General features: G+C 68.7%; 27 protein-coding genes and 3 tRNA genes. 15 read left to right on the forward strand and 15 right to left on the reverse strand.

Features of this window, described 5'->3' with window-relative positions; genetic code table 11:
* Positions 1 to 2 precede the first annotated feature (2 nt).
* The 3 genes from ACFPLC_RS16255 to ACFPLC_RS16265 form a co-directional block, all read right to left on the reverse strand.
* Complete coding sequence (locus ACFPLC_RS16255; RefSeq protein WP_378197758.1) at positions 3 to 557, reverse strand: SigE family RNA polymerase sigma factor; 555 nt, start codon at positions 555 to 557, stop codon at positions 3 to 5.
* 4 nt (positions 558 to 561) lie between these two features.
* Positions 562 to 870, reverse strand: a complete 309-nt coding sequence (locus tag ACFPLC_RS16260) for a hypothetical protein (RefSeq protein ID WP_378197756.1) — start codon at positions 868 to 870, stop codon at positions 562 to 564.
* A gap of 159 nt (positions 871 to 1,029) precedes the next feature.
* Positions 1,030 to 2,229: a L,D-transpeptidase gene (locus ACFPLC_RS16265; RefSeq protein ID WP_378197754.1), complete on the reverse strand. Its 1,200-nt coding sequence runs from the start codon at positions 2,227 to 2,229 to the stop codon at positions 1,030 to 1,032.
* Positions 2,230 to 2,697: 468 nt separating this feature from the next.
* Here ACFPLC_RS16265 and ACFPLC_RS16270 point away from each other — a divergent pair, with 468 nt between their 5' ends.
* Positions 2,698 to 2,901 (forward strand): cold-shock protein, encoded by a 204-nt coding sequence (locus ACFPLC_RS16270; RefSeq protein ID WP_003097368.1) that lies wholly within the window; start codon positions 2,698 to 2,700, stop codon positions 2,899 to 2,901.
* Positions 2,902 to 3,013: 112 nt separating this feature from the next.
* Here ACFPLC_RS16270 and ACFPLC_RS16275 read toward each other — a convergent pair whose 3' ends face one another.
* A complete protein-coding gene (locus tag ACFPLC_RS16275; RefSeq protein WP_378197752.1) occupies positions 3,014 to 3,472 on the reverse strand; it encodes a hypothetical protein in 459 nt (152 codons plus the stop codon).
* 713 nt (positions 3,473 to 4,185) lie between these two features.
* Between ACFPLC_RS16275 and ACFPLC_RS16280 the strand changes: the two genes are divergently transcribed.
* From ACFPLC_RS16280 to ACFPLC_RS16315, 8 genes are all read left to right on the forward strand, one after another.
* Positions 4,186 to 4,440 (forward strand): hypothetical protein, encoded by a 255-nt coding sequence (locus ACFPLC_RS16280; protein WP_086838175.1) that lies wholly within the window; start codon positions 4,186 to 4,188, stop codon positions 4,438 to 4,440.
* Between the two features lie 151 nt (positions 4,441 to 4,591).
* Positions 4,592 to 5,368: an SCO6745 family protein gene (locus ACFPLC_RS16285; protein WP_378197750.1), complete on the forward strand. Its 777-nt coding sequence runs from the start codon at positions 4,592 to 4,594 to the stop codon at positions 5,366 to 5,368.
* Positions 5,369 to 5,485: 117 nt separating this feature from the next.
* A tRNA-Glu gene (locus ACFPLC_RS16290) sits at positions 5,486 to 5,558 on the forward strand.
* A 30-nt stretch (positions 5,559 to 5,588) separates the two neighbouring features.
* A tRNA-Asp gene (locus ACFPLC_RS16295) sits at positions 5,589 to 5,662 on the forward strand.
* Between the two features lie 31 nt (positions 5,663 to 5,693).
* Positions 5,694 to 5,767: transfer RNA gene (locus ACFPLC_RS16300), tRNA-Phe, on the forward strand.
* A 91-nt stretch (positions 5,768 to 5,858) separates the two neighbouring features.
* The gene (locus tag ACFPLC_RS16305) at positions 5,859 to 6,776 is read left to right on the forward strand and encodes a tyrosine-type recombinase/integrase (RefSeq protein ID WP_378197748.1); all 918 of its coding nucleotides are present in this window, start codon (positions 5,859 to 5,861) and stop codon (positions 6,774 to 6,776) included.
* Positions 6,777 to 6,805: 29 nt separating this feature from the next.
* Positions 6,806 to 7,081: a hypothetical protein gene (locus ACFPLC_RS16310; protein ID WP_378197746.1), complete on the forward strand. Its 276-nt coding sequence runs from the start codon at positions 6,806 to 6,808 to the stop codon at positions 7,079 to 7,081.
* 45 nt (positions 7,082 to 7,126) lie between these two features.
* The gene (locus tag ACFPLC_RS16315) at positions 7,127 to 7,684 is read left to right on the forward strand and encodes an NUDIX hydrolase (RefSeq protein WP_378197744.1); all 558 of its coding nucleotides are present in this window, start codon (positions 7,127 to 7,129) and stop codon (positions 7,682 to 7,684) included.
* 3 nt (positions 7,685 to 7,687) lie between these two features.
* Here ACFPLC_RS16315 and ACFPLC_RS16320 read toward each other — a convergent pair whose 3' ends face one another.
* Positions 7,688 to 9,028: an XRE family transcriptional regulator gene (locus tag ACFPLC_RS16320; protein ID WP_378235843.1), complete on the reverse strand. Its 1,341-nt coding sequence runs from the start codon at positions 9,026 to 9,028 to the stop codon at positions 7,688 to 7,690.
* Positions 9,029 to 9,369: 341 nt separating this feature from the next.
* On the opposite strand from ACFPLC_RS16320, the gene ACFPLC_RS16325 reads away from it, so the two are divergent.
* The 6 genes from ACFPLC_RS16325 to ACFPLC_RS16350 all read left to right on the forward strand — a co-directional run bounded on the left by ACFPLC_RS16325 (position 9,370) and on the right by ACFPLC_RS16350 (position 13,928).
* Positions 9,370 to 9,963: a hypothetical protein gene (locus tag ACFPLC_RS16325; protein ID WP_378197741.1), complete on the forward strand. Its 594-nt coding sequence runs from the start codon at positions 9,370 to 9,372 to the stop codon at positions 9,961 to 9,963.
* 66 nt (positions 9,964 to 10,029) lie between these two features.
* Positions 10,030 to 10,422 (forward strand): hypothetical protein, encoded by a 393-nt coding sequence (locus ACFPLC_RS16330; RefSeq protein ID WP_378235844.1) that lies wholly within the window; start codon positions 10,030 to 10,032, stop codon positions 10,420 to 10,422.
* A gap of 143 nt (positions 10,423 to 10,565) precedes the next feature.
* Entirely contained in the window at positions 10,566 to 11,315 is a 750-nt protein-coding gene (locus tag ACFPLC_RS16335) for a DNA glycosylase family protein (protein WP_378235845.1), read from the forward strand.
* Positions 11,293 to 12,756 carry a B12-binding domain-containing radical SAM protein gene (locus ACFPLC_RS16340; protein ID WP_378197735.1) on the forward strand — a complete coding sequence of 488 codons (1,464 nt, stop codon included), beginning with the start codon at positions 11,293 to 11,295 and terminating at the stop codon, positions 12,754 to 12,756. Before ACFPLC_RS16335 ends, ACFPLC_RS16340 begins: the two co-directional genes overlap by 23 nt.
* Positions 12,753 to 13,394: a dTMP kinase gene (gene tmk, locus ACFPLC_RS16345; RefSeq protein ID WP_378197734.1), complete on the forward strand. Its 642-nt coding sequence runs from the start codon at positions 12,753 to 12,755 to the stop codon at positions 13,392 to 13,394. The genes ACFPLC_RS16340 and tmk overlap by 4 nt, the downstream gene beginning before the upstream one ends.
* 72 nt (positions 13,395 to 13,466) lie before the next feature.
* Positions 13,467 to 13,928: an NUDIX hydrolase gene (locus ACFPLC_RS16350; RefSeq protein ID WP_378197732.1), complete on the forward strand. Its 462-nt coding sequence runs from the start codon at positions 13,467 to 13,469 to the stop codon at positions 13,926 to 13,928.
* Here ACFPLC_RS16350 and ACFPLC_RS16355 read toward each other — a convergent pair whose 3' ends face one another.
* The 10 genes from ACFPLC_RS16355 to ACFPLC_RS16400 all read right to left on the reverse strand — a co-directional run bounded on the left by ACFPLC_RS16355 (position 13,929) and on the right by ACFPLC_RS16400 (position 21,230).
* Positions 13,929 to 14,543, reverse strand: a complete 615-nt coding sequence (locus tag ACFPLC_RS16355; protein WP_378197730.1) for a hypothetical protein — start codon at positions 14,541 to 14,543, stop codon at positions 13,929 to 13,931. It abuts the gene before it with no gap.
* Complete coding sequence (locus ACFPLC_RS16360) at positions 14,543 to 15,586, reverse strand: hypothetical protein (protein WP_378197729.1); 1,044 nt, start codon at positions 15,584 to 15,586, stop codon at positions 14,543 to 14,545. The genes ACFPLC_RS16355 and ACFPLC_RS16360 overlap by 1 nt, the downstream gene beginning before the upstream one ends.
* 13 nt (positions 15,587 to 15,599) lie before the next feature.
* Positions 15,600 to 15,902, reverse strand: a complete 303-nt coding sequence (locus tag ACFPLC_RS16365; protein ID WP_378197727.1) for a hypothetical protein — start codon at positions 15,900 to 15,902, stop codon at positions 15,600 to 15,602.
* Entirely contained in the window at positions 15,889 to 16,239 is a 351-nt protein-coding gene (locus tag ACFPLC_RS16370; protein WP_378197725.1) for a hypothetical protein, read from the reverse strand. The genes ACFPLC_RS16365 and ACFPLC_RS16370 overlap by 14 nt, the downstream gene beginning before the upstream one ends.
* A 3-nt stretch (positions 16,240 to 16,242) precedes the next feature.
* Positions 16,243 to 16,701, reverse strand: a complete 459-nt coding sequence (locus ACFPLC_RS16375; protein ID WP_378235846.1) for a hypothetical protein — start codon at positions 16,699 to 16,701, stop codon at positions 16,243 to 16,245.
* Positions 16,698 to 17,678: a LysM peptidoglycan-binding domain-containing protein gene (locus tag ACFPLC_RS16380; protein ID WP_378197721.1), complete on the reverse strand. Its 981-nt coding sequence runs from the start codon at positions 17,676 to 17,678 to the stop codon at positions 16,698 to 16,700. The genes ACFPLC_RS16375 and ACFPLC_RS16380 overlap by 4 nt, the downstream gene beginning before the upstream one ends.
* A 24-nt stretch (positions 17,679 to 17,702) precedes the next feature.
* On the reverse strand, positions 17,703 to 18,008 hold the full coding sequence (locus tag ACFPLC_RS16385) for a hypothetical protein (RefSeq protein WP_378235847.1): 306 nt from the start codon (positions 18,006 to 18,008) through the stop codon (positions 17,703 to 17,705).
* A 146-nt stretch (positions 18,009 to 18,154) separates the two neighbouring features.
* Positions 18,155 to 18,901 carry a hypothetical protein gene (locus ACFPLC_RS16390; protein WP_378197718.1) on the reverse strand — a complete coding sequence of 249 codons (747 nt, stop codon included), beginning with the start codon at positions 18,899 to 18,901 and terminating at the stop codon, positions 18,155 to 18,157.
* Positions 18,901 to 20,031 carry a hypothetical protein gene (locus ACFPLC_RS16395; RefSeq protein WP_378197716.1) on the reverse strand — a complete coding sequence of 377 codons (1,131 nt, stop codon included), beginning with the start codon at positions 20,029 to 20,031 and terminating at the stop codon, positions 18,901 to 18,903. Before ACFPLC_RS16395 ends, ACFPLC_RS16390 begins: the two co-directional genes overlap by 1 nt.
* Positions 20,031 to 21,230, reverse strand: a complete 1,200-nt coding sequence (locus ACFPLC_RS16400; RefSeq protein WP_378197714.1) for a hypothetical protein — start codon at positions 21,228 to 21,230, stop codon at positions 20,031 to 20,033. Before ACFPLC_RS16400 ends, ACFPLC_RS16395 begins: the two co-directional genes overlap by 1 nt.
* Positions 21,231 to 21,240 lie beyond the last annotated feature (10 nt).

Raw genomic sequence — 21,240 nt, forward strand, 5'->3', positions numbered from 1 at the left:
CGTCACCTCCCCTCCGTGCGGGCGCTGAAGGTCAGCGCACCGTAGTGCGGGCCGAGCCGGTTGCGCAGCGTGGCCAGGCCCCGCGAGGCCTGGGACTTCACCGTGCCGGTGCTGCAGCCGAGCGCCTTCGCCGTCTCCTCGACGCTCAGGTCCTCGAAGTACCGCAGCACCAGCACGGCGCGCTGCTTGGGGGCCAGCACGGCCAGCGCCTGCCGGACCAGTTCGTCCTGGTCGCTCGCGGCGGGCTCCGCCGGGAGTTCCGGCGGAGCGTCGGTGAGCCGCTCCCGTTTCCACCTGCTGCGCCGGTGCTCGGCGAGGAACGTGCGCAGGACGACCTTGCGCGCGTAGGCGTCCAGCGCGTCGTGCCGCGACAGCCTCGGCCAGGCGAGGTAGAGCTTGAGCAGCGCGGCCTGCGTGAGGTCTTCGGCCTGGTGCCAGTCCCCGCAGAGCAGGAAGGCGGTCGATCGCAGGCTGTGCGCGCGCTCGCCGAAGTACCGGGCGAACTCGCCGTCCCACGGCGAGCCCGGCCCGGTCGACGGACGGGAGCGGGAAATCACCGGGTTACCGGGTCTCCCACACGGCCGGCAGGTGCAGGTCACCGGTCGGCCCGGCCGGGACGGCGCGGGGGACGCGCGGCGCCTCACCCGGGGCGATCGGGGCCCGCGACGTCGCGGGGACAGCGCTCGGCGCCTGCTGGGGCCGGGTCCGGGTGGCCGGGGCGGGCGCCACGGTCGGCTCGCCGGGCCGGGTCGTCTGGGTCGGGCTCGGGGCGGCCGGCGCCTGCGCCTCCGAAGCCAGCGCGATGCCACCGGTCAGGGCACCACCGGCGAGCACGAGCGCGCCGAGGGTCAGGGCGATGCGGATACGCAAGACAGCTCCTCATTCTCGCGGGCGCAGCTGGGGATCGCTGCGCCTCTGCCCCTAGTCATGCGGCGGGTGAGCGCCGGGGTTGCACCGGATTCCGGCGAAAACACGAACGGCCGGGAAGCCCGCAATGGACTTCCCGGCCGCCCGGTGTTCCTCAGTGGTTCAGTGGGCCAGCGCCGACAGCTTCTGCCAGCTCGCCCAGTCGTAGGTCCAGTCGCTGTAGTCGCCGTCCTTCGAGGTCAGCGTCTGCGTGCTGCCGGTGATCTCCACCGGGTCGCCGGTGAGCACGCCGTCGTAGTACTCCTTGGCCCGCGCCGGGGAGAGGTTCAGGCAGCCGTGCGAGATGTTCTTCTTGCCCTGGGCCCAGACCGACGCCGCGAGACCGTGGATGAACTCGCCGTTGTTGGAGATCCGGACCGCCCACGGCACGTTCACGTCCGTGTAGTTGTACCGGGGGTTGCTCATCGAGTAGGTCGCGTGCTTCGACATGACGACGTGCACGCCGCTGTGCGTGACGCGGCCCGGGTCGGAGTCGAGGCCGTAGCTCACCGGGTAGTCGGCGATCTGCTGGCCGTCGCGGATCACCTGCATCGTGTGCTGCTGGGTGTTGCCCTTGACGATCTGCGACCGACCGATGGCGAAGCTGGCCGAGACGTCCTGCTTGCCGTACACGCCGTCGCCAATCTTGACGCCGTAGATCTTGGCGTTGACCTTCACCTGCGTGTTGGGCTTGAAGTACTCCTTCGGCCGCCAGTGCACCGAGGCGTCACCGGGCATCCAGGCCCAGGAGCCCTCGGTCTTCGGCGTGGTCTCGACCGACAGCGCCTTCTCGACCGAAGCCTTGTCGGTGACGCGGCTCGGGAAGGTCAGCGCGATCGGCATCGCGATGCCGTACGTCTGGCCGTCGCCGACGTTCAGGCTGGCCGCCATCTGCTTCTTCGGCTTGACCGTGGTGAAGGCGCCGGAGATCGGGACGTTCTTGCCGTCGGCGCCCTGCACCTGGCCGGTCCAGGTGTAGGTCTTGCCGTAGCCGAGCTGCTCGGTGGTGGTCCAGCTCTTCTTGTCCGCCGAGGCCTGCCCCTGGACCTGCTTGCCGTCCGGGTTGGTCAGGGTGACCGACATGATCGTGCCGTCGGTGACCTGCACCCCGACCGGTTCGCCGGGCGCCACGTCCTGGGCGCCGCCGGCCGGCGTCACCGTCAGCTTCGCGGGCTGCGCACTGGGCGCGGGCGAGCTGGTCGGGCCGCCGCCCGACGAACCGCTCGCCGAGACCGTCGGTTCGCTGCTGCACGCCCCCAGCGCCAGCGCGGCGACCAGTCCCAGTGCCACGGCAGCGCCCCGGCGCCGCGTGGAAATCCTCACCGTCACACCCAATCCCCTTTGCCCCTTTGGTGCTTCCCCTCTCCGAGACGTCCCGTGAACCGGATACGTTGAGCAACCACGGCGTGACGAACGTCACAATAGCCGTGGGGAGCTTTCACGGAGGGGGCACGGGCGACTCCGAGCCGTATCCGGTGATCACGGCGCCGCTGTGCTGCGCCAGACTAGCCGGTGGGTACGGCAGAACGGGGTGGAAGCCCTACGACGTTCCGGTGACCTTGGTGCCCAGAGCCGGTTTTCGCCTCGATCACGGGGTTCAACTTTGGCCAGATCCCGGTAGTCTGCTCTCAGGCCGTCGTTTTGCGTGTTAGTGGCTTCACACTCGCGGAACTTCTGACGCGAGCCATGGAGCCGACACGCTCTTGACTCGACTCGTTGGAACCGCCCGGGACGGTCGGGGTGCCGCTTCGGTGGCATTCGAAGCGGATCTGTGTAACGAGGAGTACAGCGGTGGCGCAAGGCACTGTGAAGTGGTTCAACGCGGAGAAGGGCTTCGGCTTCATCGCGCAGGACGGCGGCGAAGGCGACGTGTTCGTTCACTACTCGGAGATCGAGGGCCGCGGTTTCCGCACTCTCGAGGAGAACCAGCGAGTGGAGTTCGAGGTCGGCCAGGGCCAGAAGGGTCCGCAGGCCCAGAAGGTCCGCGCGATCTGAAACTGAGGCTGAACAAGCCTCGCAGGCCCTTTTGCGCGTCTTAAGGCCTGAGTGAAGGGCCCCCGGCTTCCGCCGGGGGCCCTTTCTCGTGGGTCGGTGTGGTCGCTGCGGTTCAGCGCCGCGCGACGGCCGGCGCGTCGAAGGCGTCGGCGGGGAAGTGGAACTCGTCGGTGAGGTCGGTGAGGTCGGTGAGGCCGGCGACCTCGTCGGCGGCGTGCTGCCGCTGGTCCTGCGCGGAGGAGGCCTGCCCCTCCCAGTTGAGCCGCTCGAGGATCCACTCCTGAGCGAGCGCCTGCGGCGAGATCTCACGCTCGGCGGCGATGTCCTTGAGCTGCTGGTTGGCCACGAGGCTCATCCGCAGCTGGATGACCTGCGCCTCACCGAATCGCTTGCCGGATCCGGTGCTTTCGAGGTCGTTGTCGGGCGCCAGCGCCGCCAGGTACGACGTGAGCTCACTGTCCTCGACAACACCGTCGTCCACGGGCTTCGCGGCACCACGATGACGCCCGGAAGACGCGGCGGCTTTCAGGTTCGTGCGGCTGCTCAAGCGGCCAAGGGAGGGAAGAGGCACGCCGCCACGATAACGTTTGTATCTCGCCACACAAACCACTGTGAGCTACAACACGCCCCCCACCTTCCCCATTCAGCCCAACAAACCCCCATTCAGCCCAACCCCCCACCACCCAAAGCAACCCCCACCTAACCCACCGAGTCGATCACCCCTCTCAACGCAACCATTCCTTAATTGAGGCTAGGGCGCGCAGCGCCCGAGGCCGGGGAGCGCGCAGGCAGGGCGCGCAGCGCCCGAGGGCAAGGGCGGCTTCGCAGGGCGCGCAGCGCCCGAGGCAAAAGGGACCACGCTGGGAGCCGAGCCAGAGGCACCGTGGGGGGTCCGGGGGGCTCGGCCCCCCGGGTCAGCACACCGAAATGATTGGGCCAGGCGAAGGGCGAAGCCCGAGCGGCCCAAGAAATGGAGGACCCCCGCGCCAGGGGGAGGAACGCGGGGGTCGGAGGGGATCTCCACAGGCGCTGACCGGGGGTGTGTCAGCTCTTCGATTGTTGCACGAGTTGGGTGGTTGGGCGAGTGGAGAGCGGGAAATTTCCCCGTGTGGTGTCACTTTGGCTGGGGGGTGACGTTCGTTCGGGTGGGGTTCTTCTCCGGGGTTGCCGATTGCGCTGCGTTGAGCGGAGCGTGGCCTCAGGTTCACTCTCCGGGGGGCTGTGTGTGGTGGCTGGTGCTGGTTAGCCTCGCGGCCAAGTTGTTGTGAGCCGTGTGGAGGGGCTATGAGCGGGTCTGTTGAAGTGCGGCAGTTCCTCCTTCGGTACGAAGGTGCCGATGGGGGGAGTGCGCCGTTTGCCGGTGCGTTGCCGGCGCAGCGGAGTGGGGCGGCCGATGCGCAGCGCGTGTCGGATGATCAGGTTCGGCGGGCTCGGCTGGCGGTGGCGAATGGTGCCCTGGGGGTCGAGGACTGTGTTCAGTTGCTGGAGATGCTGGGTCTGAACCTGGATGAGGACGGGCAGGCGCCGGTTCAGCGTTGAGCGGGTGGGCCCGGCGTTGTGGCGCCGGGCCCGTTCCGTGATATTTCCGCAGGTTGCGGCCCTTTTCGGGTAGTCATTGCCAGGCTGTTCCGGGCTGGTTGACGCAGGTTTCGTAACAGTGTTACGGTCGTGGTGTCGAAAGGGGAACGGCATGACGACCATCGAAGGCGCGGCGAGTCTGGCCAACCGGATCAGGCCGGTGGTGCAGGTGCTGGGCGGCAAGTTCATGACGTCACCGGAGCTGGCCGCGGTGGAAGCCGAAGTGGGGCTGCCGCCGCGTTCGCTGTACGTGCGGGGGCGGTCGGCGGTGCTCGGGGACGTCCCGCCGAAGGTGGCCGCGGAGCTGTTCGGCATCTTCCCGCACTGGCTCTTCGACTTCGTCCTGCCGCCGGCGACGGCGGTCCTCGACGCACCCGCCGCGGTTCGCGCCTACGCGGAGTCATCGGCTCGGTGGTCGCGCGTCAACCTTTCGGCCGTATCGGAGCCCGGCCGCTTGGCGGAGCTGTTGTTCCGCGTCGTCGACGCCGCGGACGCCAGCGGCCTGGCGCTGTTCGCGGGGTGGAAGAACGCCGAGCGTCCCGCGGGTGACGTCGAGCGCCTCGGCTTCGCGCTGATGGTCTTCCGCGAGCTGCGCGGCGGCCTCCACTTCGCGGCCCTGCGCGCGCTGGGCCTGTCGGTCCCGGAGGCGGTGGTCGCGGACCCGGAGGGCGGCCGCGAGCGCCTGCTGCGCACGGCGTGGCCGGAGGACGCGGCCGACGAGCTGATGGCGTCGGCGGAGCGCAAGCCGGACCTGCGAGAGCGCTGGCAGCGCGCCGAAGCCCTGACCGACGACCGGATCGGCGAGCTGCTGGCGTCGGCGCTGACCGAGCCGGAGCGCGCCGAGCTTGATCGACGCCTGGCCGAGTTGGCGACGTTTGTGCAGGTCTGAGCGCCGCTGGGGGCTTAAGGAACCCCCTGTGCAAAGCGGTGGCGGCGTGCCCTATGCTTGTAATCGCTCCCAGGGGAACCTGAGAGCGCGGTCGGTCGGTCACCCGAAACCGGCCGGGCTCCCATCGTTCAGCGGCCTAGGACTCCGCCCTTTCAAGGCGGCAACGCGGGTTCGAATCCCGTTGGGAGTACGCAGTAAAGCAGTACCGATGTAGATGCAAGGCCCTGTGGCGCAGTTGGTTAGCGCGTCGCCCTGTCACGGCGAAGGTCGCGGGTTCGAGTCCCGTCAGGGTCGCAAGATCGTTCGGCTCCTAGCCGGCGTTCCCGGCCAGGTAGCTCAGTTGGTACGAGCGTCCGCCTGAAAAGCGGAAGGTCGCCGGTTCGACCCCGGCCCTGGCCACTTTCAGCCCCTGACCTGCGGAAATATCCGCTGGTCAGGGGTTTTCTTCGTAGCACAGTGCTCAGTGACACTCCGCTTGGAGGATCTGAGTATGCAGTTACCCCACGACTGGGCGACCCTGATCAAGGACTGGGAGAGGGCGCTCAAGGCCGAGAACAAGTCCGATCGGACCATCGGCATCTACACCACCGCCGCCCGTGACTTCGGTCTCTGGGTCAACCGCGAGGACGAGATCGGCCCCGACGAGGCCGGCACTCATGAGGTCCGCGACTTCGTCGCTTCCCTCATCGAGAGGACGTCTCCCGGCAACGCGAACACCAATTACCGGGCTCTTCAGCAGTGGTTCAAGTTCTTGATCATCGAGGACGAGATCGAGACGAGCCCGATGGTGAACATGAAGCCGCCGTACGTGCCCGAGAAGCCGGTGCCGATCGTGCCGGACGACTTGCTCAAGCGCGTGTTGGAGGCTTGCAAGGGCAAGGACTTCCAGTCGCGCCGCGATACGGCTCTCGTCCGGATCTTCTTCGACACCGGCGCTCGCTTGTCGGAGATCGCGAATCTCACGATCGACGATATCGACTTCAACGTCGACGCCGTCCGCGTCGTGGGCAAGGGCAGCAAGGAGCGGGTGATCCCGTTCAGCCCGAACACCGGCACGGCCTTGTCGCGGTACCTCCGTGCGAGGAAGGCGCACAAGCTGCACGAGCACGAGCGTGTCTGGCTCGGCATCAAGAACCGCGGTCCGATGACGCCGAACGGCATCGGGCAGATGCTTCGCCGTCGCGGCCGCGAGGTCGGTGTCGAGGCTGAAATGGGCCGACACTTGCACGCTCACCTCGGCCGGCACGCCGCGTCGCACCACTGGCAGGCCAACGGCGGGTCTGAAAGCGACCTCATGCTCGTGATGGGCTGGACGTCGCCGCAGATGCCGAAGCGGTATGGCAAGAGCGCCGCCGTGGAGCGCGCACACGCATCGGCGCGGAAGCTGCGGCTCGGAGACCGGTTCTAGGTGACACGGGATGCGCTGTGCTGGGGATCATGACTGAACCCAAGATGACCCCGGCGCAGCGCACCTTACGAGCCAAGCTCGCGGCACACGCCTCATGGGCGAACACGGCGAACCGGTCGGCGCGAACCGAGGCGGCGCGCAAGGCGTCGCATGACCGGTTCGAGCGGCAGGTCGATCCTGAGGGAACGCTGCCGGCCGACGAGCGTCGCCAGCGTGCGGCCTCGGCGCGCAAGGCTTTCTACACGGCGATGGCTTACCGCAGCGCGCAGGCACGCCGTCGGCCCTCGACCATGAGCAGTGAGTGAAGCGCCACGCTGCGACATGGCTCGTTCGCCGTAGCATCTACGCACGTGGCCACGGAACCCAATGGGCAAGAGCTGACGCGCTGGAAGATCCACGGCGAGCGGCTCGTCGACGACACACGTCGCGACCGCGTGAGCATTGCCTCGGTCGAACTACCCGACGGGGTGACCTTCGAGCAGTGGGTGTTCCGCATCCGCAAGGCCGCGATGATGGCCGTTCTTGACGATCAAGACCGGGTCCTCATGCTGTGGCGGCACCGATTCATCATCGATCGGTGGGTGTGGGAGCTGCCCGGCGGCTACGTCGACCCGGAGGAAGATCCCGCGTTGACCGCGGCGCGCGAGGTCGAGGAAGAGACCGGCTGGCGTCCGCTGGACGTCGAGCCGCTTGGCTCGCTACAACCCCTCATCGGTAGCGCCGACGCCGAGAACCTGCTGTACGTCGCTCGACGGTCCGAGTACATCGGCGAGCCCGCCGATATCAACGAGGCCGAGCGGGTTGCTTGGATTCCCCTCGACACGGTCCGAGACCGGATCTTGAAGGGCGAGATTGTCGGCGCGGCATCGCAGGTCGCGCTACTGCACATCCTCGCCTTCTACCGCTGAGCCCTACGCCGGCGTAGGAACCCCTACGGCCTTCATCTGCGCATAGACGACCCCAACTCGGCGGTCAGTCTGGTACGGAGCCAGACGCCTACCGACGTCGGCGAGATAGGCGCCACCTCTGATCGAGCGGACGTTCTCGCTCATCCGCACTGCCTTCGCTGCCTCGGCGCACGCTTCGTCAACGCGGCCTTGGTCAGCCAGGATCGACGCGAGAAGTGCGGTGTTGAACAACCGGCCGCGGTCGTAGCCGTCGCTCATGCTGAGCGACCGACGGGCGAACTGCTCAGCTTCCGGGAGGTGGCCGAGGTCGCGGAAGGTGTGAGCGAACTTGGCCGACAAGTAGGCGTTGTCGAAGTAGCTCAGCCAAGCCGGCCCGGAGCCAGGCACGAACCGCTCGAAAGCCCGTTCGGCCTCACCGAGCGCCGCGAAGCACGCCCCGGTGTTCCCCTTGAGAGCCTGGCCGTGCGCCTCCAACACGGCTGCCTCGGCTTGCAGCGCGACCAGGCCGGACCGCTTCGCCGTTCGCCTGGACGCGAGCGCCATGTCGACCGCGACGTCGTGGGACCGGTTGAACGCCGCGTGGTGCGACATGGCGGCGAGCATCTCGGCCTCGAGCGCATCGTCGCCGGCATCCTGCGACAGCTTCAACGCGTCGCGCAAGTGCCGTTGCCCGTCTGCTGCGTTGCCGACGTCGTAAGCGCTCCATCCCGCGACCTGGTGTAGCTCAGCGGCGGCGGCGAACAGTTCGCTTCGAGCGGCTGTCGTCCTGCTGGTGTCGTTCAGCATCGGCGTGACGCTCGAGGTCAAGTAGCTGGTGATCGTGGTCGTTCCGCGGCTGTGTCCGCCGCCGAACCGGTTGTCGAGCTGGCGGAACGTCTCCGTCATGTGGCGGACGATTTCGGCGTCGGTGCTTCCGGACTTGGCCGGTCCGGACGCGGCTGCTGGTGTCGAGCCGAGCAGGGATGCGCCAATCGCTGTGACGCCTACGCTTGCGGTCTTGAAGAACTGTCGCCGTTGCACGTCATCGAGGCTAACCGCGACTGTCGGCTCGGCCGATTCTTCGGGCGTATGGGAAACGTTGAACCAGAGCAGCGAGCGCGGCACGTGGAGAGCCCGTGCCCATCGCTCGAGTTTGTGTAGATCGCTCGGAGGTCGGGCGTCGGGAGCCTCGAGGCGGCTCACCTGCGCTTGCGTGAGGCCGAGCCACAGGCCGAGCGCGGCTTGTGAGACGTGAGGCTTGTGTTCTTGGCGGTAGGCCGCGAAGAACCAGCCGAAGTGACGCGCCTTGAGCGCGGTACGGATGCTGTCCGCTTCCCAGAACGCTTCAGGCTGAGGCTGCGCCACGTGGGAGATCAGCCGACGAGTGCAGGAGCCGCAGTAGTCGCTCACGCGGTCGCGAGCCAGCCGTGCGCCGCACGCTTCGCACGTTCGCGCTGCTGTCCGCACCGTGGTCACCCCTCGTTCACCGTTCACCGCGCAGTGTATGTGACTCACCACGCTATGTCACAGATTTCATACGGGGCACGTATGAAATCCGGCGTTATGCCGCTGTACCTGTCGGATCTCATGCGCCGTTGTCGTTTTCCGGGGAAGGTCCTCGGCGGACGCTCAATGCATGTACGAGGTAGCTCACCGTAACAACAGCACGTCGCGCTATGTGGCGGCCCGGTCGACGGGGGTGCCGCGTGAACGTCGGTGAGGTCGCCGTGCGTGCGGTGATCGGTGGCGTAACTGCCGCCGCGGTCGTGGCGGCCGTAGTTCCGTACCTGCGGCAGGTCCGCCGAGACCGTGCTCGCTTCCTGGGCGAACCGCACAACGGCCGGAAGCCGGAAGGCGCGTCCGATGATCCCCATGAATTCGTGGCGGATGCGGGGAGTGTGCCCCCCGGACCCCCGCGTCCGCCACGTTCCAACGCTGCCGCTCACAAGGTCGCGCTAACAGGTGAGGTTTTCGCTCGTGCCGGCGCCGACATCCCCGAAGGCGATCGCGTGAGCGTTTGGTATTACCTCACTTGCGAAAGTCGGCCGATCCGGGTTGCGCACTGGTGGGCGTCAAGCTTCGGAAAGTTCTTCACGCTAGGCGTTCTATTTTTCGTGATGTCGATTTTCGTGATTCTTGGCGAGCGCTCCCCTGTCTTTCTAGTTGCAACGCTGTCAGCTAGCGCGATTCTTATTGGGCTTCCGGCGATCAAGCTGCATCGGGTCGCATGGCAGGCCCTAAATGTGGCTGCTGGATTGTATGCCATCGCACTCAAAGGAATGCGAGATGTGGACGGGTGAAGACGTGTTGAAGGTCGTTTGTGGCACTCGTCAAATTCGATGACTGTGGGGTCAATTATGTCTTTCGTGGTTGTTGTCGGTGGGGCTATCAGCCTTACGCTCGTGTTGCTTGTCGTACTTTTCCTGCGCTGCTATGCCTTCTCGTCGAGTACAGGCCGACATGCGCTCGGCGTCGATGTCGACAGCGGGCCCCGGTGTGTGGGCGTTGGGTGCGACGAGGCCGGAGAAGTGGCCTCTGTGTCGGTCGGTGGCGACATAATCGACCAATGCGGCAACGGACTAGCCGTGGACGATGATTTCCCTACTGACCTGATTGGTGCTCGCCCGTATCTGGAAGAGTACTGGCGAACCTCCGGGTGTCATCTCGTTGACCAGACCGTCGAATTTGCGGCGCCTCTGAGTGATGAGAAGGACGACGAATACAGAAGCGTGAGCGGCCAACTTGAGTTGGTCGCATGACACGCGTGCGGCGTGAAGTCGGGCGGGCGCCACCCGCGCGAGAATGCCGGGAACCAACGCGAGAAGGGCCGAACGTGTCGCAACCGATCATGATGCTTGACCACCCCGGATGGCTGCGTGGGGACGACGGACACGCTCGGCGCGTGCTTCGGTCGGCCGGCTCGGTCTGGTCGGTGATCTGCGCACCCGCGGCTGACCGCGGCCAACTGGTCGACGTCGTCCGGCTCGCCGGCGACACCGATGTCGCACCGGTCGTCGACGTGATCGACCCGCGGACGTTGATGGGTGATCCGCTGGTGTGCGATCCGTTGCGGGCCGACGGCCCCGTCGCGCGTGTGCGGACCCCGGACGTCTGGGAAGCCCTCGGCACGGCGGTTGCGCGCCAGGTCATCAAGGCCGCAACCGCGCGCGAGAACTACCGCCGGTTCTGCGAAACCTACGGCGAGCGGTACGACACCGCGGTCGGCCCGGCGTGGTTGTTCCCCTCGCCCGAGACCGTGCTCGCCCTGTCCGACGACGAGTTCAAGGCCGCACGGATGAAGTTCTTCCGTGACGGTCTGCGCTCGGCCGCCGAGGCGAGCCTAAAGGCCGCCGACGACTGGGCCGGTATGGCGGGCGAGCAGCTCGCCGCTGCCCTGCAGAGCGTTCGTCGGATCGGTCCTTGGACCGCCGGTGCCGCGGTTGCCGACGTCACCAACGACTACAGCCTCTATCCGTTCGCCGATCTCGCCGTGCGCACCTGGGCGCGCAAGCTCGCCCCTTCGGTCGACTGGCCGAAACCCGAACCTGAGTTCGGGCGGTTGTGGCAGGCGATGGCCGGCGCGCAGTTGTCCGAGTGGACGCTGCTCACCCTCGCTTGGGGAGTTCGACATGCAACGGGAGTTGCTCTCTGACCTGATCGCCGGTGCCGACCTGACGCGCGGGATCGATGCCCTGTTCGTCAACGCGCCGTTGCGTGACTACGACGAGCGTCCGCGGGTGAACGACTTCACGTTGCCGGTGCTCGGCATGGCCTACATCGCCACCTACGCGGCCGCGAAGGGCTTTAACGTCGGCGTGCTCGACGCCGAGGCGCACGGGCTCGGCGTCGAACAGACCGCCTGCCTGGTGAACGCGGCCGCGCCGCGCTGGGTCGGGTTCAACCTGCTGGCCCCGACGTACGAGATCAGCGCCCGAATCGCCGAGCGGCTCGACCGCGACATCATGCTCATGCTCGGCGGGCACCAGGCGAAAGCGATGCCGGCCGAGATCCTGTGTGACCAGCGGATGAGCCAGTGCGAAGCGCTGGTGATCGGCGAGGGTGAAACTCGGGTCGCCGCCCTGCTCGACGACCACCGACGACGGACCGAGCTGCCCGGTGTGATGTGGCTCGACCCGATCATGCACACCCCGGTCACGGGCGGGATTGGGGCCAAGAACGGGCACTACCTCGCGCCGGACATCAACGGGTTGCCGTTCGTCGACCGCGGCTACCTGGCGCAGGACCCGCACCACGACGGCGGCCGGCTTGAAGCGAACATGGTCGGCGCCCGCGGCTGCCCTTACGACTGCTCGTTCTGCGGCGCCGCGGTGTCGGCGAACCCCGATATCACCATCCGCACACGGGAGCCGCACAACATCCTCAACGAGATGGACAAGCTTCGCGGCACGGGCGTGAGCGCCTTCCGGTTTGTCGACGACCTGTTCCTCGGCGTACCCCGCGTCATCACAACGATGATGACCGCGTTCGCCGCGGACCACGTCGGAGACTGGGCGCAGTGGGACGCCACGGGGCGAATCAACGTGCTGAACCGCACGAGCGACGCCATGCTCGACGCCCTCGTCGCGAACGGGCTGCGCGAGGTCGCGCTCGGCGTCGAGTCCGGCAACGCGCGGATGCTCGCGCGGATCGACAAGCGCATCACTCCCGACATGGCGCGGTCGGTGGTGCGCCGGCTCGCCGAGCGGGGCATCAACGTGAAGGGCTACTTCATCGTCGGGTTTCCGACCGAGACGTGCGCCGAGATCGACGACACCATGCGGCTCGTACACGACCTGTGGGACATCACCGACCGCTTGCCCGGCCAGTTCCGTGCGTCGGCCTTCGAGTACCGCCCGTACCCGGGTACCCCCGACTGGGGCGAGCTGATGAGGTCCGGCAAGTACACCGCCGAGCAGCTGCTCAACTACAGCGCCGTGGATCTCACCTCCGGCGGCGTCGACGAGTCGATGCGTGAGCGCGACGAGTTCAATTTCTCCGTCAACATCCAGTTGAGCGAGGCACCGATCGACTACGTCCGGCGCAGCCTGGTCACGCTCACCCGCGCGCAGTTCGACCGGAAGGCGGCCGCGTGAGGCGATGGGGCCGCGGGCTGTTCGTGACCATCGACGGCCCGGCCGGTGTCGGCAAGACCACGACAACCCGGCTGCTGCGCGAGTGCCTCGGCCGGCGCGGGTTCCAGGTGCACGCCACGACTCAGCCGTCGCACGGTGTGCTCGGCGAGACGGCTCGGCGCAACACCGACACCTACCGCGGACACACGCTCGCCTGCCTGGTCGCCGCCGACCGGTATCACCACCTCGAGAAGGAGGTGCGGCCGCACCTCGCCGCGGGGGCCATCGTCGTGTGCGACCGCTACGTCGCCTCGTCCTACGTGCTGCAATGCATGGACGACGTACCGCTGCCGTTCGTCGAGGCGATCAACTCGGCGGCCGACGTGCCCGACCTCGCCGTCATCTTGCAGGCGCCGCCAGAGGTGGCCGCGGCCCGAGTCGCCGCCCGAGGCGCGCACGACCGGTTCCACACCGGCGAGGACAGCAGCAGACGGGAGTGCGAGTTATACGAGCAGGCCGCGATACGGCTCGCGCGGTGGCGGTATCCCGTGGTCGCCGTGGACACTGCCGGCGCTTCACCTGTGGAGGTCGCTACGTACCTCGCGGGTCGAATCGCCGAGCGGGTTGAGGGTCCCGGCGCCGACGTGGCCACGGCGTAGCCTGCCTGCGAGCCCGCCGGCGCGGGCGGGCTCGCAGGTTCAGCGCCCGCCACCCGTGAGGATCATTGCCGGATGCCCGACGGCCAGCACACGATCATTGACGTGCACGTTCTGCTCGTTCGCGGCGCCGAGCTGCTGCTCACGCAGCGGCGCGGCACCTACGGCGGGGGCATGTGGCATCTTCCATCCGGCAAGCTCGACGCCGGCGAGTCCCTGCCGGCCGGCGCGGCGCGCGAAGCCGCCGAAGAGGTCGGCGTGCACATCGATCCGGCCGACCTGCGGCACGCGCACACCGTGCACGTGGCCGGGTCCGGCCCGGTACCGCGGCTCGGCGTGTTCTTCGAGGCTCGCCGCTGGTCCGGGGAGCCGTACAACCGCGAGCCTGACAAGTGCTCGGCCGTCGAATGGTTCCCACTGGACAGCCTGCCCGACGACGTGATCCCGTATCCGCTCGCCGGTATCCGTGGCTATCTGGACGGCGTTCCGTTCGGCCTGCTCGGCTGGGCCGACCAGCCACGGCCCGTTCTTGCCTGATCAGCGCAGCGAGCCCCAGAACTTCTGATTTGCCCTGGTCCAGGCGGCATCGTTGAGGTTGAGCGACTGCGGCAAGGGCGCGGCTTGTCCGGAGCGGTACACGCTGTAAGGGGTTTCGTTGAGCAGCGAGGACGCGCCGGCGCCGGTGGCCGGCGTGGTCGAGGCGAGCCTCGGCGCGGTCCCGCTGCCGGCAGTGAGCCCGGCGAATGCGACGGCTTCGCCGCGGTTCACGGCGACCGCGCCGAGGTTGACCGACTTCATGCCGGCGGAGGCGATCCAGCTCAACCCGGACACGGTGACTTTCCGGTCGAGGCTGGACACATCCGGGCCGACGTAGACGCCGAAGTCAAACCCGGTGAGCCCGTTGTGCACGGCGTAGACGCAGAACTTCGCCACGCTCGCGGCGAGCGACCGCGACGCGACGGTCGCCCACACGGTGAGATAGCCGGGAGAGAGCGTCTCGCCCCAAATCGCATCGGTGCGCCGGAGCGTCGAGACCTGGTCCCCGTAGAGCGCGGTGTCAGTGGCCTGCGATTCGGTGGGTAGCTGCCCCATCGTCGCGACGTCGACCCCGTCGACCGGGACCGGTCCGCGGTACTCGAGTGCGCCGGCCACTACCCGACCACCACTACGCGGTAGGTGCCGGCGCCGCCGAACGAAAGCGCGACGTTGTCGGCGTCGGTGAGATCCACGCCGGTGAGCACCAGCGCCGGCGTGGTGGCGCTGATGTCGTAGACCGAGACGTCGACGAACTGATTTCCGAGCCCGTGCCGGATGGTGACCGGGCCGGCCGCGGTGGGCGTCACGTTGGCGATGACCTTGCGGGCGACGACGGCCGTGTCGACGGCAACGGCGTCCGCGGTGACCACGATGCCGGGGCCAGCGCCGACGGCGATCGTGTCCGCGCCGACGGCGAGCAGGCCGGCGCCGGCGAGGGTGAAGCCATCCGATCCGGTGCCGTAGACGGCCCACGTTTGCCCGGTCTCGCCCGGGATGATGCTGCCGTTCGTGGTGAGCAGGTAGAGCCGGTCGCCGTTGGTGGCGCCTTCCTCGACCGCGACGACGGCGCCGCCGCGCAGGTCTCCCGGGCTGTCGGCGTCCGCGGCGCGTGCCCACCCTGCCGCTTTGGCGAGGTAGATGCCGTTCTCGACCGGGTCGGCCTGGGCTTTGACGAGCACGCGGTCATCGGGGTTGGGGGTGATGCCGTCGACGGCGGCGAGCCCGGTGCGGGTGACGGGGCCGGTGGTGGCCAGGCGCACGGCGGCTTTGAACGAGACGCCGGCGGCCGCGGCGGCTACGGCGTCTTGGAGCTGCCCGTACGTCGCGAGGTCGCCGGCAGCCGAAGCCGGCGCGGCGTTGGTGATGCGCTGGGCGCCGGCGTTGATGGGCGCGGTGGGGGCGGCGAACTCGTCGAGCCGGTAGCCGGTGACGGTCGCGCGCAGGTCGGACACGGTCGAGGCCGGCTGGTTGCCGGTGTGGTTCGCGCGGGCGGTCGGGTCGATCCAGTTGCCGGCGGCGTCGCGGATCTTCAACCGGCCGTTGTGGTAGATGACCTGCGCCTCGGCGCCTGCGGGCAGGCTGGCGACCTTGTGGGCGACCAGGTTGCGGGCTTCGTTGAGCCCGTGGTCGGTGTGGGTGCCGAACTTCAAGTCGGCCATGTTCGGGGCTCTCCTAGCTCAGGTAGGCCACGCCGGAGCACGGCGCGGAGAACTCGATGCGGACGTGTCCGGCGGCCGGGTAGGTGACCACGCCGAGCAGCGGTTCGCCGGTGGATTCGATGACGTGCACGCCGGCGGGGGTGAACGAGAGCGGATGGAAGATGTTCCAGACCGCGGTCGCGATGGTCTGCTCGTGGCGGTGGCCGAACTCGAGGACGTCGCCCGGCTCGCCGGGCGGGGCGGTGTCGACGGGTGAGCCGACGGCGAGCCAGTCGAGCGCGACCGGCGGGCCGGCTTCGGGCTCAAGTGCTGTCACGGGTCACCCCCCGAGACACGCGCACGGTGCCCTCGACGATCCGGGCGACTCGGCCGCCGGGGTCGATGAGCAGCACGTCGAAGACGCCGGCGAGCCACGGCCAGGCGCGCGAGGTCGCTGCGGTCACGGTGAGCGTGACCCGCGAGTCCGCGGTGCTGGCGTTGCCGGCCGCGGTCGACCACTCGTGCAGCACGTCGCCGGCGTCGATGCGTTCGCGGACCTGCGCGCGCACGGTCCATCCGGAAAGGTCGAGCGGCCGGCCACCTGAGGTGACCGGCCACGCTCGACCCCACTCGGCGCCCTTCTCGATCACGACGTCGTCGTGCAGGGCGGGCACGGGCTACTCCTGGTTGTAGGTGGGCGGGCGGCTCGAGCCGAGCAGGAACCGCGCGAGCCAGCTCGGCACCCGCGGCTCGAGCCACCGCAACCCGGCGTAGACGGCGCCGAGCACGATCGGCACGGCGGCCGTCTGGCCGAGCCCGTTCGCCGGCTCGGTGAGCCACGCGGGGAGCCCGAGCGCGACCAGGTAGGCGACGCCGGCGGACCACAGTGCGGGTACGACGGTGCGCACCCACGACGTGACGCGGTCCGAGCGCAGCCACGCGGCGAGCCGCTCGCCGAGCTGGCGCTGCGGGGTGTCCGGCTCGCCGGGGACGGGGGTAGCCATGGTTGTTCGTTCCTTTCGCGGGGGTAGGGAGTCGAGCCGCTCATAGAGGCGGACGAAGGTGCGGGCGGCGACGCTGGCGAACCAGCCGAGCAGCACGGCGGCGTAGAACGTGCCGGCCGGTGTCGAAGTCACGGCAGGGTGAGCCAGGCGCCGGCGTTGATCTTGTTCGGGTTGGCGATGCCGTTGCGTGCGGCGATGGCCGCGACGGTGGTGCCGTACTGCTTGGCGATGCCCGAGAGGGTGTCGCCGGGCCGGATCTGGATGCGGCGGCCGCCGGACGGGGCGCCACCGGAGAGCTGGAGCACCTGGCCGGCGTAGATGCGGTCCGGGTTGGCGATGCCATTCGCCTGGACCAGCGCGGCGACGGTCGTCACGAAGTGGGCGGCGATGCCCGAGAGGGTGTCGCCCGGCTTCACGGTGTACGTGCCGGCGGCCGGCGGCGCCGGTGGCGCGGGCGGGGCCGGGGGCGTTGGGGTGCCGGCGGGGTTGGTGCCCAGCAGCGCCGCGAGCTGCTCGCGGGTGCCGCGGTAGGCGTTGCTGTCGACCGGGGTGTGCCCGGCGACGGTGGCCGAGCTGGTGAACTGCAAGACCTCGACGCCGGCGCCGCCGTAGCCGTCCCAGTAGTTCGCGGGCACGCGCTCGTAAATCTGGGAGGCGTATCCGCCTTTCATGTCCGGGTATTTGCTGGACCACAGCGGCGGCAGGCCGTCGAGGGACGGCGAGCCGAGCGTGTCTCGCCAGTACCAACGTGGGATGTAGGTAAGCGGGACGGTGTAGCCGGCGCCGCGCAAGCGGCCGATGATGTCGCGAGTGAGCGTGAGGTTTCCGCTGCCCTTCTCGACGTCCAGGACGACCGGCATGTCGCGCGGGACGGTGCGGGTGATGGTGTCGACCTGGGCCGCGGCCGAGGCGTTGCCGCGCTGGTAGTGGTAGGCGGCGACGAGCAGGCCGGCGCCGCGGGCCTCGCCGAGGTTGCGGCCGAACTGCGGGTCGACCCATCCGGTGCCGTCGGTGGCCTTGAGGAACGCGAAGTCGAACCCCTCTGCGCGAGTGCGGCGCAGGTCGAACGCGCCGCCCTGGTAGTGGCTGATGTCAATTCCGTAGAGCATGAAATCCTCTCGAAACGTTGTGTATCAACGGTTCTTGCGGGTGATGGGTGACTCAGCGGGCTCGGCAACGGCGTTCTCGACGCGGTCGATTGCGTCGCGCAGGCTCGCGCCGGAGTTGGGCCGCAGCTCGTGCTCGACGCGCTCGACGCGCTCGACCAGGCCGCGCACGTCGTCGCGGGTGGCCGCGCCGTCGGTTTCGATGGCGGCAATGCGCTCGATCACCCCGGGCCGGGCCGGTGCGCCGTTGCGTTCGGGTTCGCCGAACCAGTCGTCGGCGAAGTGGCCGAGTCGACGTAGGCCGCGCGCGGCGCTGCGGACTGCTGTCCACACGCGACGGATTACGAGGTATGCGGCGACGGCGACACCCGCCATCCCGGCGATGTCGAGCGCGCCGAGAGCGGCGAGATTCACGGGTTCCTCGCTGTTTCAGGGCATGACGAAATGGCCGCGCGTTGCGGCCGGTGAGGTGGTGCGGGCTAGTGGCAGTAGCAGCCGAGCAGCTGACAGGCGACCGTGCCCGAGCCGGATACCGACACGGTCAGCTCGACTTTCACCCAGTCCCGCCCGACAAATTCGGCGACGCTGAATCGGCCTTGACGAGATACCACGGCGCCGACGTTGACGTTCCACGCGCCAACTTCCGTGCCGTCGAGCCTGAGCCGGTACGTCGGGTTCGGCCGGTCAACAGCCCAGCCCCAGACGCCAACGACGCTCATCCACGGGTGCGATATCGAGGCGCGGCCTTCCCACAGCTTGGTTTCGCCGGAGAGCCGCCCGGCGTCGATGCTCCAAAAGCCGACGTCGCCGAGATCCGGGTCGGGCGAGAAGGTGTGCGGGAGGAACCGCGGATAGAGCGGGATGGGAAGGTAGGGACGCGCGAGGCCGGCGCCTACCTCGGCGCTGTCAGACACGATGACGCGGCCGGTGGAATCAGTCATCGCCCAGAAGTCGCGGCCGAACTGCGCCGATCCAGCGGTGTACATGAGCGTTGCGCCGCCTTCGCGGCGGAGTACGAAACGCTGTTTGCCCTCGGCGTCGGGGCCGATGTAGAGGATTTCCACGCCGTCGGAGTCGGTCATCTTGATGTGGCTGTCGTCGACAAGGGTCAAGCCGCCGCGCGCGATCACGGCTGAGGACAGGCCGACCTTCTTGCGGACGGCGGCGAGTTCGCGCTCAAGGGCGATGACGCGGTCGATGATGTTGGAGGGCTGGTTGACCTGCATTACGCGGCATCCTCGATTAGGGGACTCATGGTGATGGTGACGGTTTCGACGGACTCGCCCGGCGCGTACTGCGCGTCGACGATCCGCATGGCGGTGTCCAGCCCGCGGCGCATGAATTCGTCTCGGATGACGACGCGGACGTCGTCGCCGGTGTCCCACTCCCCGACGTGGGGGGCGGTGTTGCCGCGGACGGTGAGCGTCGGGAGCACGACGGGTAGCCGGGCGACGAGCTGGTCGGCGTCGGCGTGGCTTTGCAGGGTGTCGGCGTCGCTCACGCTCGAGTAGCCCTGTTCGGACTCGAGCAGCGGCCAGTGGTCCGGGTACTTCGCGGTGTCCTCGGCGACGGCGATCGGAGTTCCCTCGGCGACGCCGTCACCGGCCGCGAACGTGCGCGTGGCCATCCGCGTAGCGTCGGAGGGCCACACGTAGGTGAGGATGTTGCCGCCGGTCTCCCACACGTGGACGGTGCCGGGCTGGCCGAGCCGTGGAGTGCCCACGCGCATGATCCGGCGGACGCGGCCGCCGGTGCCCGGGGCGACCCCGAACATGATGTCGGGGCCGTCGATGACGCTCGAGAGCTGGCGCAGGGCCTCGCCGGTGTCCGCCAACGCGTGCCCGGGGTACTCGCGGTCGCGGTAGACGAACGACTGCGAGTCGTCGACCTCGACCCCGATGTCGCCGCCGGCGTGTGACTGCGCGAGCTGGACCAGGCGCCGCGCGATGTCGTTCTGCTCCGTGTCGTTGAACCGGGTGGTGAGGGTGGCAACTTGGTCGACGGCGACGGTGTCGGGCAGCAGCGGCAACACCTTGCGGTGGTCGAAGTAGCTCCACCAGTCCGCGCCTTGGATGTCGACGGCGCCGGTGCTGCTGTCGTACTTGCGGGTCCAGATGAGCCCGCCCCACATCGGCCGGTCGTCCCGCAGGACGTAGAGCGCGCGGCGGGCCGGCATGGTCAACTCGTACGGATCACGCCGGCGCGTGGCCGGGTGACGGGACAGGTTCCAGGTACCCGAGAACTTGCCGGCGTCGTTCAACGGCTTGTTGTACTTGACCCCGGACAGCGGCAGCTCGTCGAGTACGTGGCCGCTGCGCAGGTCGGCGACAAGGTAGGTGTACGTCGGAAGCGCCATCAGGGCCCCCGCCACACCGCGGTGAACCCGCTGATCAGGTCGTCGGCCGACTCCTTGGTGACGGCGTTCGCCGCGCCCGAGTAGCCGTAGCACCGGAATGTGGCGCCCTTGTCGAGCCACTTCGAGGTAGAGGCCGAGACGTTGTTGCCGCCGCCGCCCGTGCTGTCCTTCGCCCACAGGTTCCCCGCGGACGAGCCGCCGATCATGGCGTACTTGTCGATGTTGCCGAGCCCGTAGCGCAGGTTCAGCGACAGGTCCCACCAGCCCGGTTCACCGATGGTGAACACCCCGCCGGCGAGGCTGATGCCGACCGGCGGCCGGTTGATCTGCGGGAACGTGAGCAGGGTCGGTGAGTTCGAGGTCGGCTGGTTGGTGGTGATCGTCCAGTCGCCGCCCGGGGTCGACCCGCTGAGCAGGGCGGCGTACAACCACCTCTCGCCGTTCCAGCGGTACAGCCCGCCGGTACCAGCGAGCACGACGAGCTGACCGGGGTACGGGTCGGTGATGTCGGACAGGGCGACCGCGGTCACCTGTCCACGCACGCGCCACGCGGCGCCGTCGTAGACCTCGGTCCATCCCTTGTCGATGCGGTAGACCGATTGCCCGGGGTAGGCGGCGAGCGCGTTGCGTTCGGCGGCGCTGCCGACGGGCAGCAGCCCGCCGAGAGCGACCGTCCACCCAGGCGTTAGCTGGTCGATCATGGCGTCGGTGATCTTGTCCGCGCCGGCGGTCACCCGGACGCGGCCGAGGGGGAACCAGTCGAGAGAGCCGTCGACGACGGGGTCGCTCGGCGTCGCTGACGCGGTACCGCGCACGAGCCGAACCTCGAATTTCGTCGCGGTGTCGAGGTAAAACTCGTCGGACTGCTGGGCGATCACCAGGTCGTAGCGGTCGTTCGCCGGGGCCGCCGGGACGGCGAGCACGTCGAGGGTCTTCGGGCTGTCCAGCGACACCAGGTACGAGCCAACGCCGCGGGAAGCGCGGATGCTGCCCTGGAAGGGCTCGACCACGATCGAGCCGTTTGCCGTGCCGGCCGCGTGCACGCGACCCGGGGTTGCCGGGCCGGGTCGAATGCCGTCGCGAGCAGTGACCGCGCTCGGCCCAGGAACGAGCAGCGCGGACACCGCGACCCGGGCATCTTCGGTGGTGATGAGCGGGTGAGCGTCGGACCCGACGGCCCACGAATTGCGCTCGGGCATGAGGAACCTC

Origin of the sequence: Amycolatopsis plumensis, assembly GCF_042652605.1 — a bacterium.
Taxonomy (GTDB): Bacteria; Actinomycetota; Actinomycetes; order Mycobacteriales; family Pseudonocardiaceae; genus Amycolatopsis; species Amycolatopsis plumensis.

Excerpts from the sequence above, each read along its gene's own strand:
- ACFPLC_RS16390 (WP_378197718.1), bottom strand. The coding sequence starts at position 18,901 with ATGCAGGTCAACCAGCCCTCCAACATCATCGACCGCGTCATCGCCCTT.
- ACFPLC_RS16310 (WP_378197746.1), top strand. The coding sequence starts at position 6,806 with ATGACTGAACCCAAGATGACCCCGGCGCAGCGCACCTTACGAGCCAAG.
- ACFPLC_RS16400 (WP_378197714.1), bottom strand. The coding sequence starts at position 21,230 with ATGCCCGAGCGCAATTCGTGGGCCGTCGGGTCCGACGCTCACCCGCTC.
- ACFPLC_RS16340 (WP_378197735.1), top strand. The coding sequence starts at position 11,293 with ATGCAACGGGAGTTGCTCTCTGACCTGATCGCCGGTGCCGACCTGACG.
- ACFPLC_RS16285 (WP_378197750.1), top strand. The coding sequence starts at position 4,592 with ATGACGACCATCGAAGGCGCGGCGAGTCTGGCCAACCGGATCAGGCCG.
- ACFPLC_RS16350 (WP_378197732.1), top strand. The coding sequence starts at position 13,467 with ATGCCCGACGGCCAGCACACGATCATTGACGTGCACGTTCTGCTCGTT.
- ACFPLC_RS16380 (WP_378197721.1), bottom strand. The coding sequence starts at position 17,678 with ATGCTCTACGGAATTGACATCAGCCACTACCAGGGCGGCGCGTTCGAC.
- ACFPLC_RS16360 (WP_378197729.1), bottom strand. The coding sequence starts at position 15,586 with ATGGCCGACTTGAAGTTCGGCACCCACACCGACCACGGGCTCAACGAA.
- ACFPLC_RS16395 (WP_378197716.1), bottom strand. The coding sequence starts at position 20,031 with ATGGCGCTTCCGACGTACACCTACCTTGTCGCCGACCTGCGCAGCGGC.
- ACFPLC_RS16280 (WP_086838175.1), top strand. The coding sequence starts at position 4,186 with ATGAGCGGGTCTGTTGAAGTGCGGCAGTTCCTCCTTCGGTACGAAGGT.
- ACFPLC_RS16305 (WP_378197748.1), top strand. The coding sequence starts at position 5,859 with ATGCAGTTACCCCACGACTGGGCGACCCTGATCAAGGACTGGGAGAGG.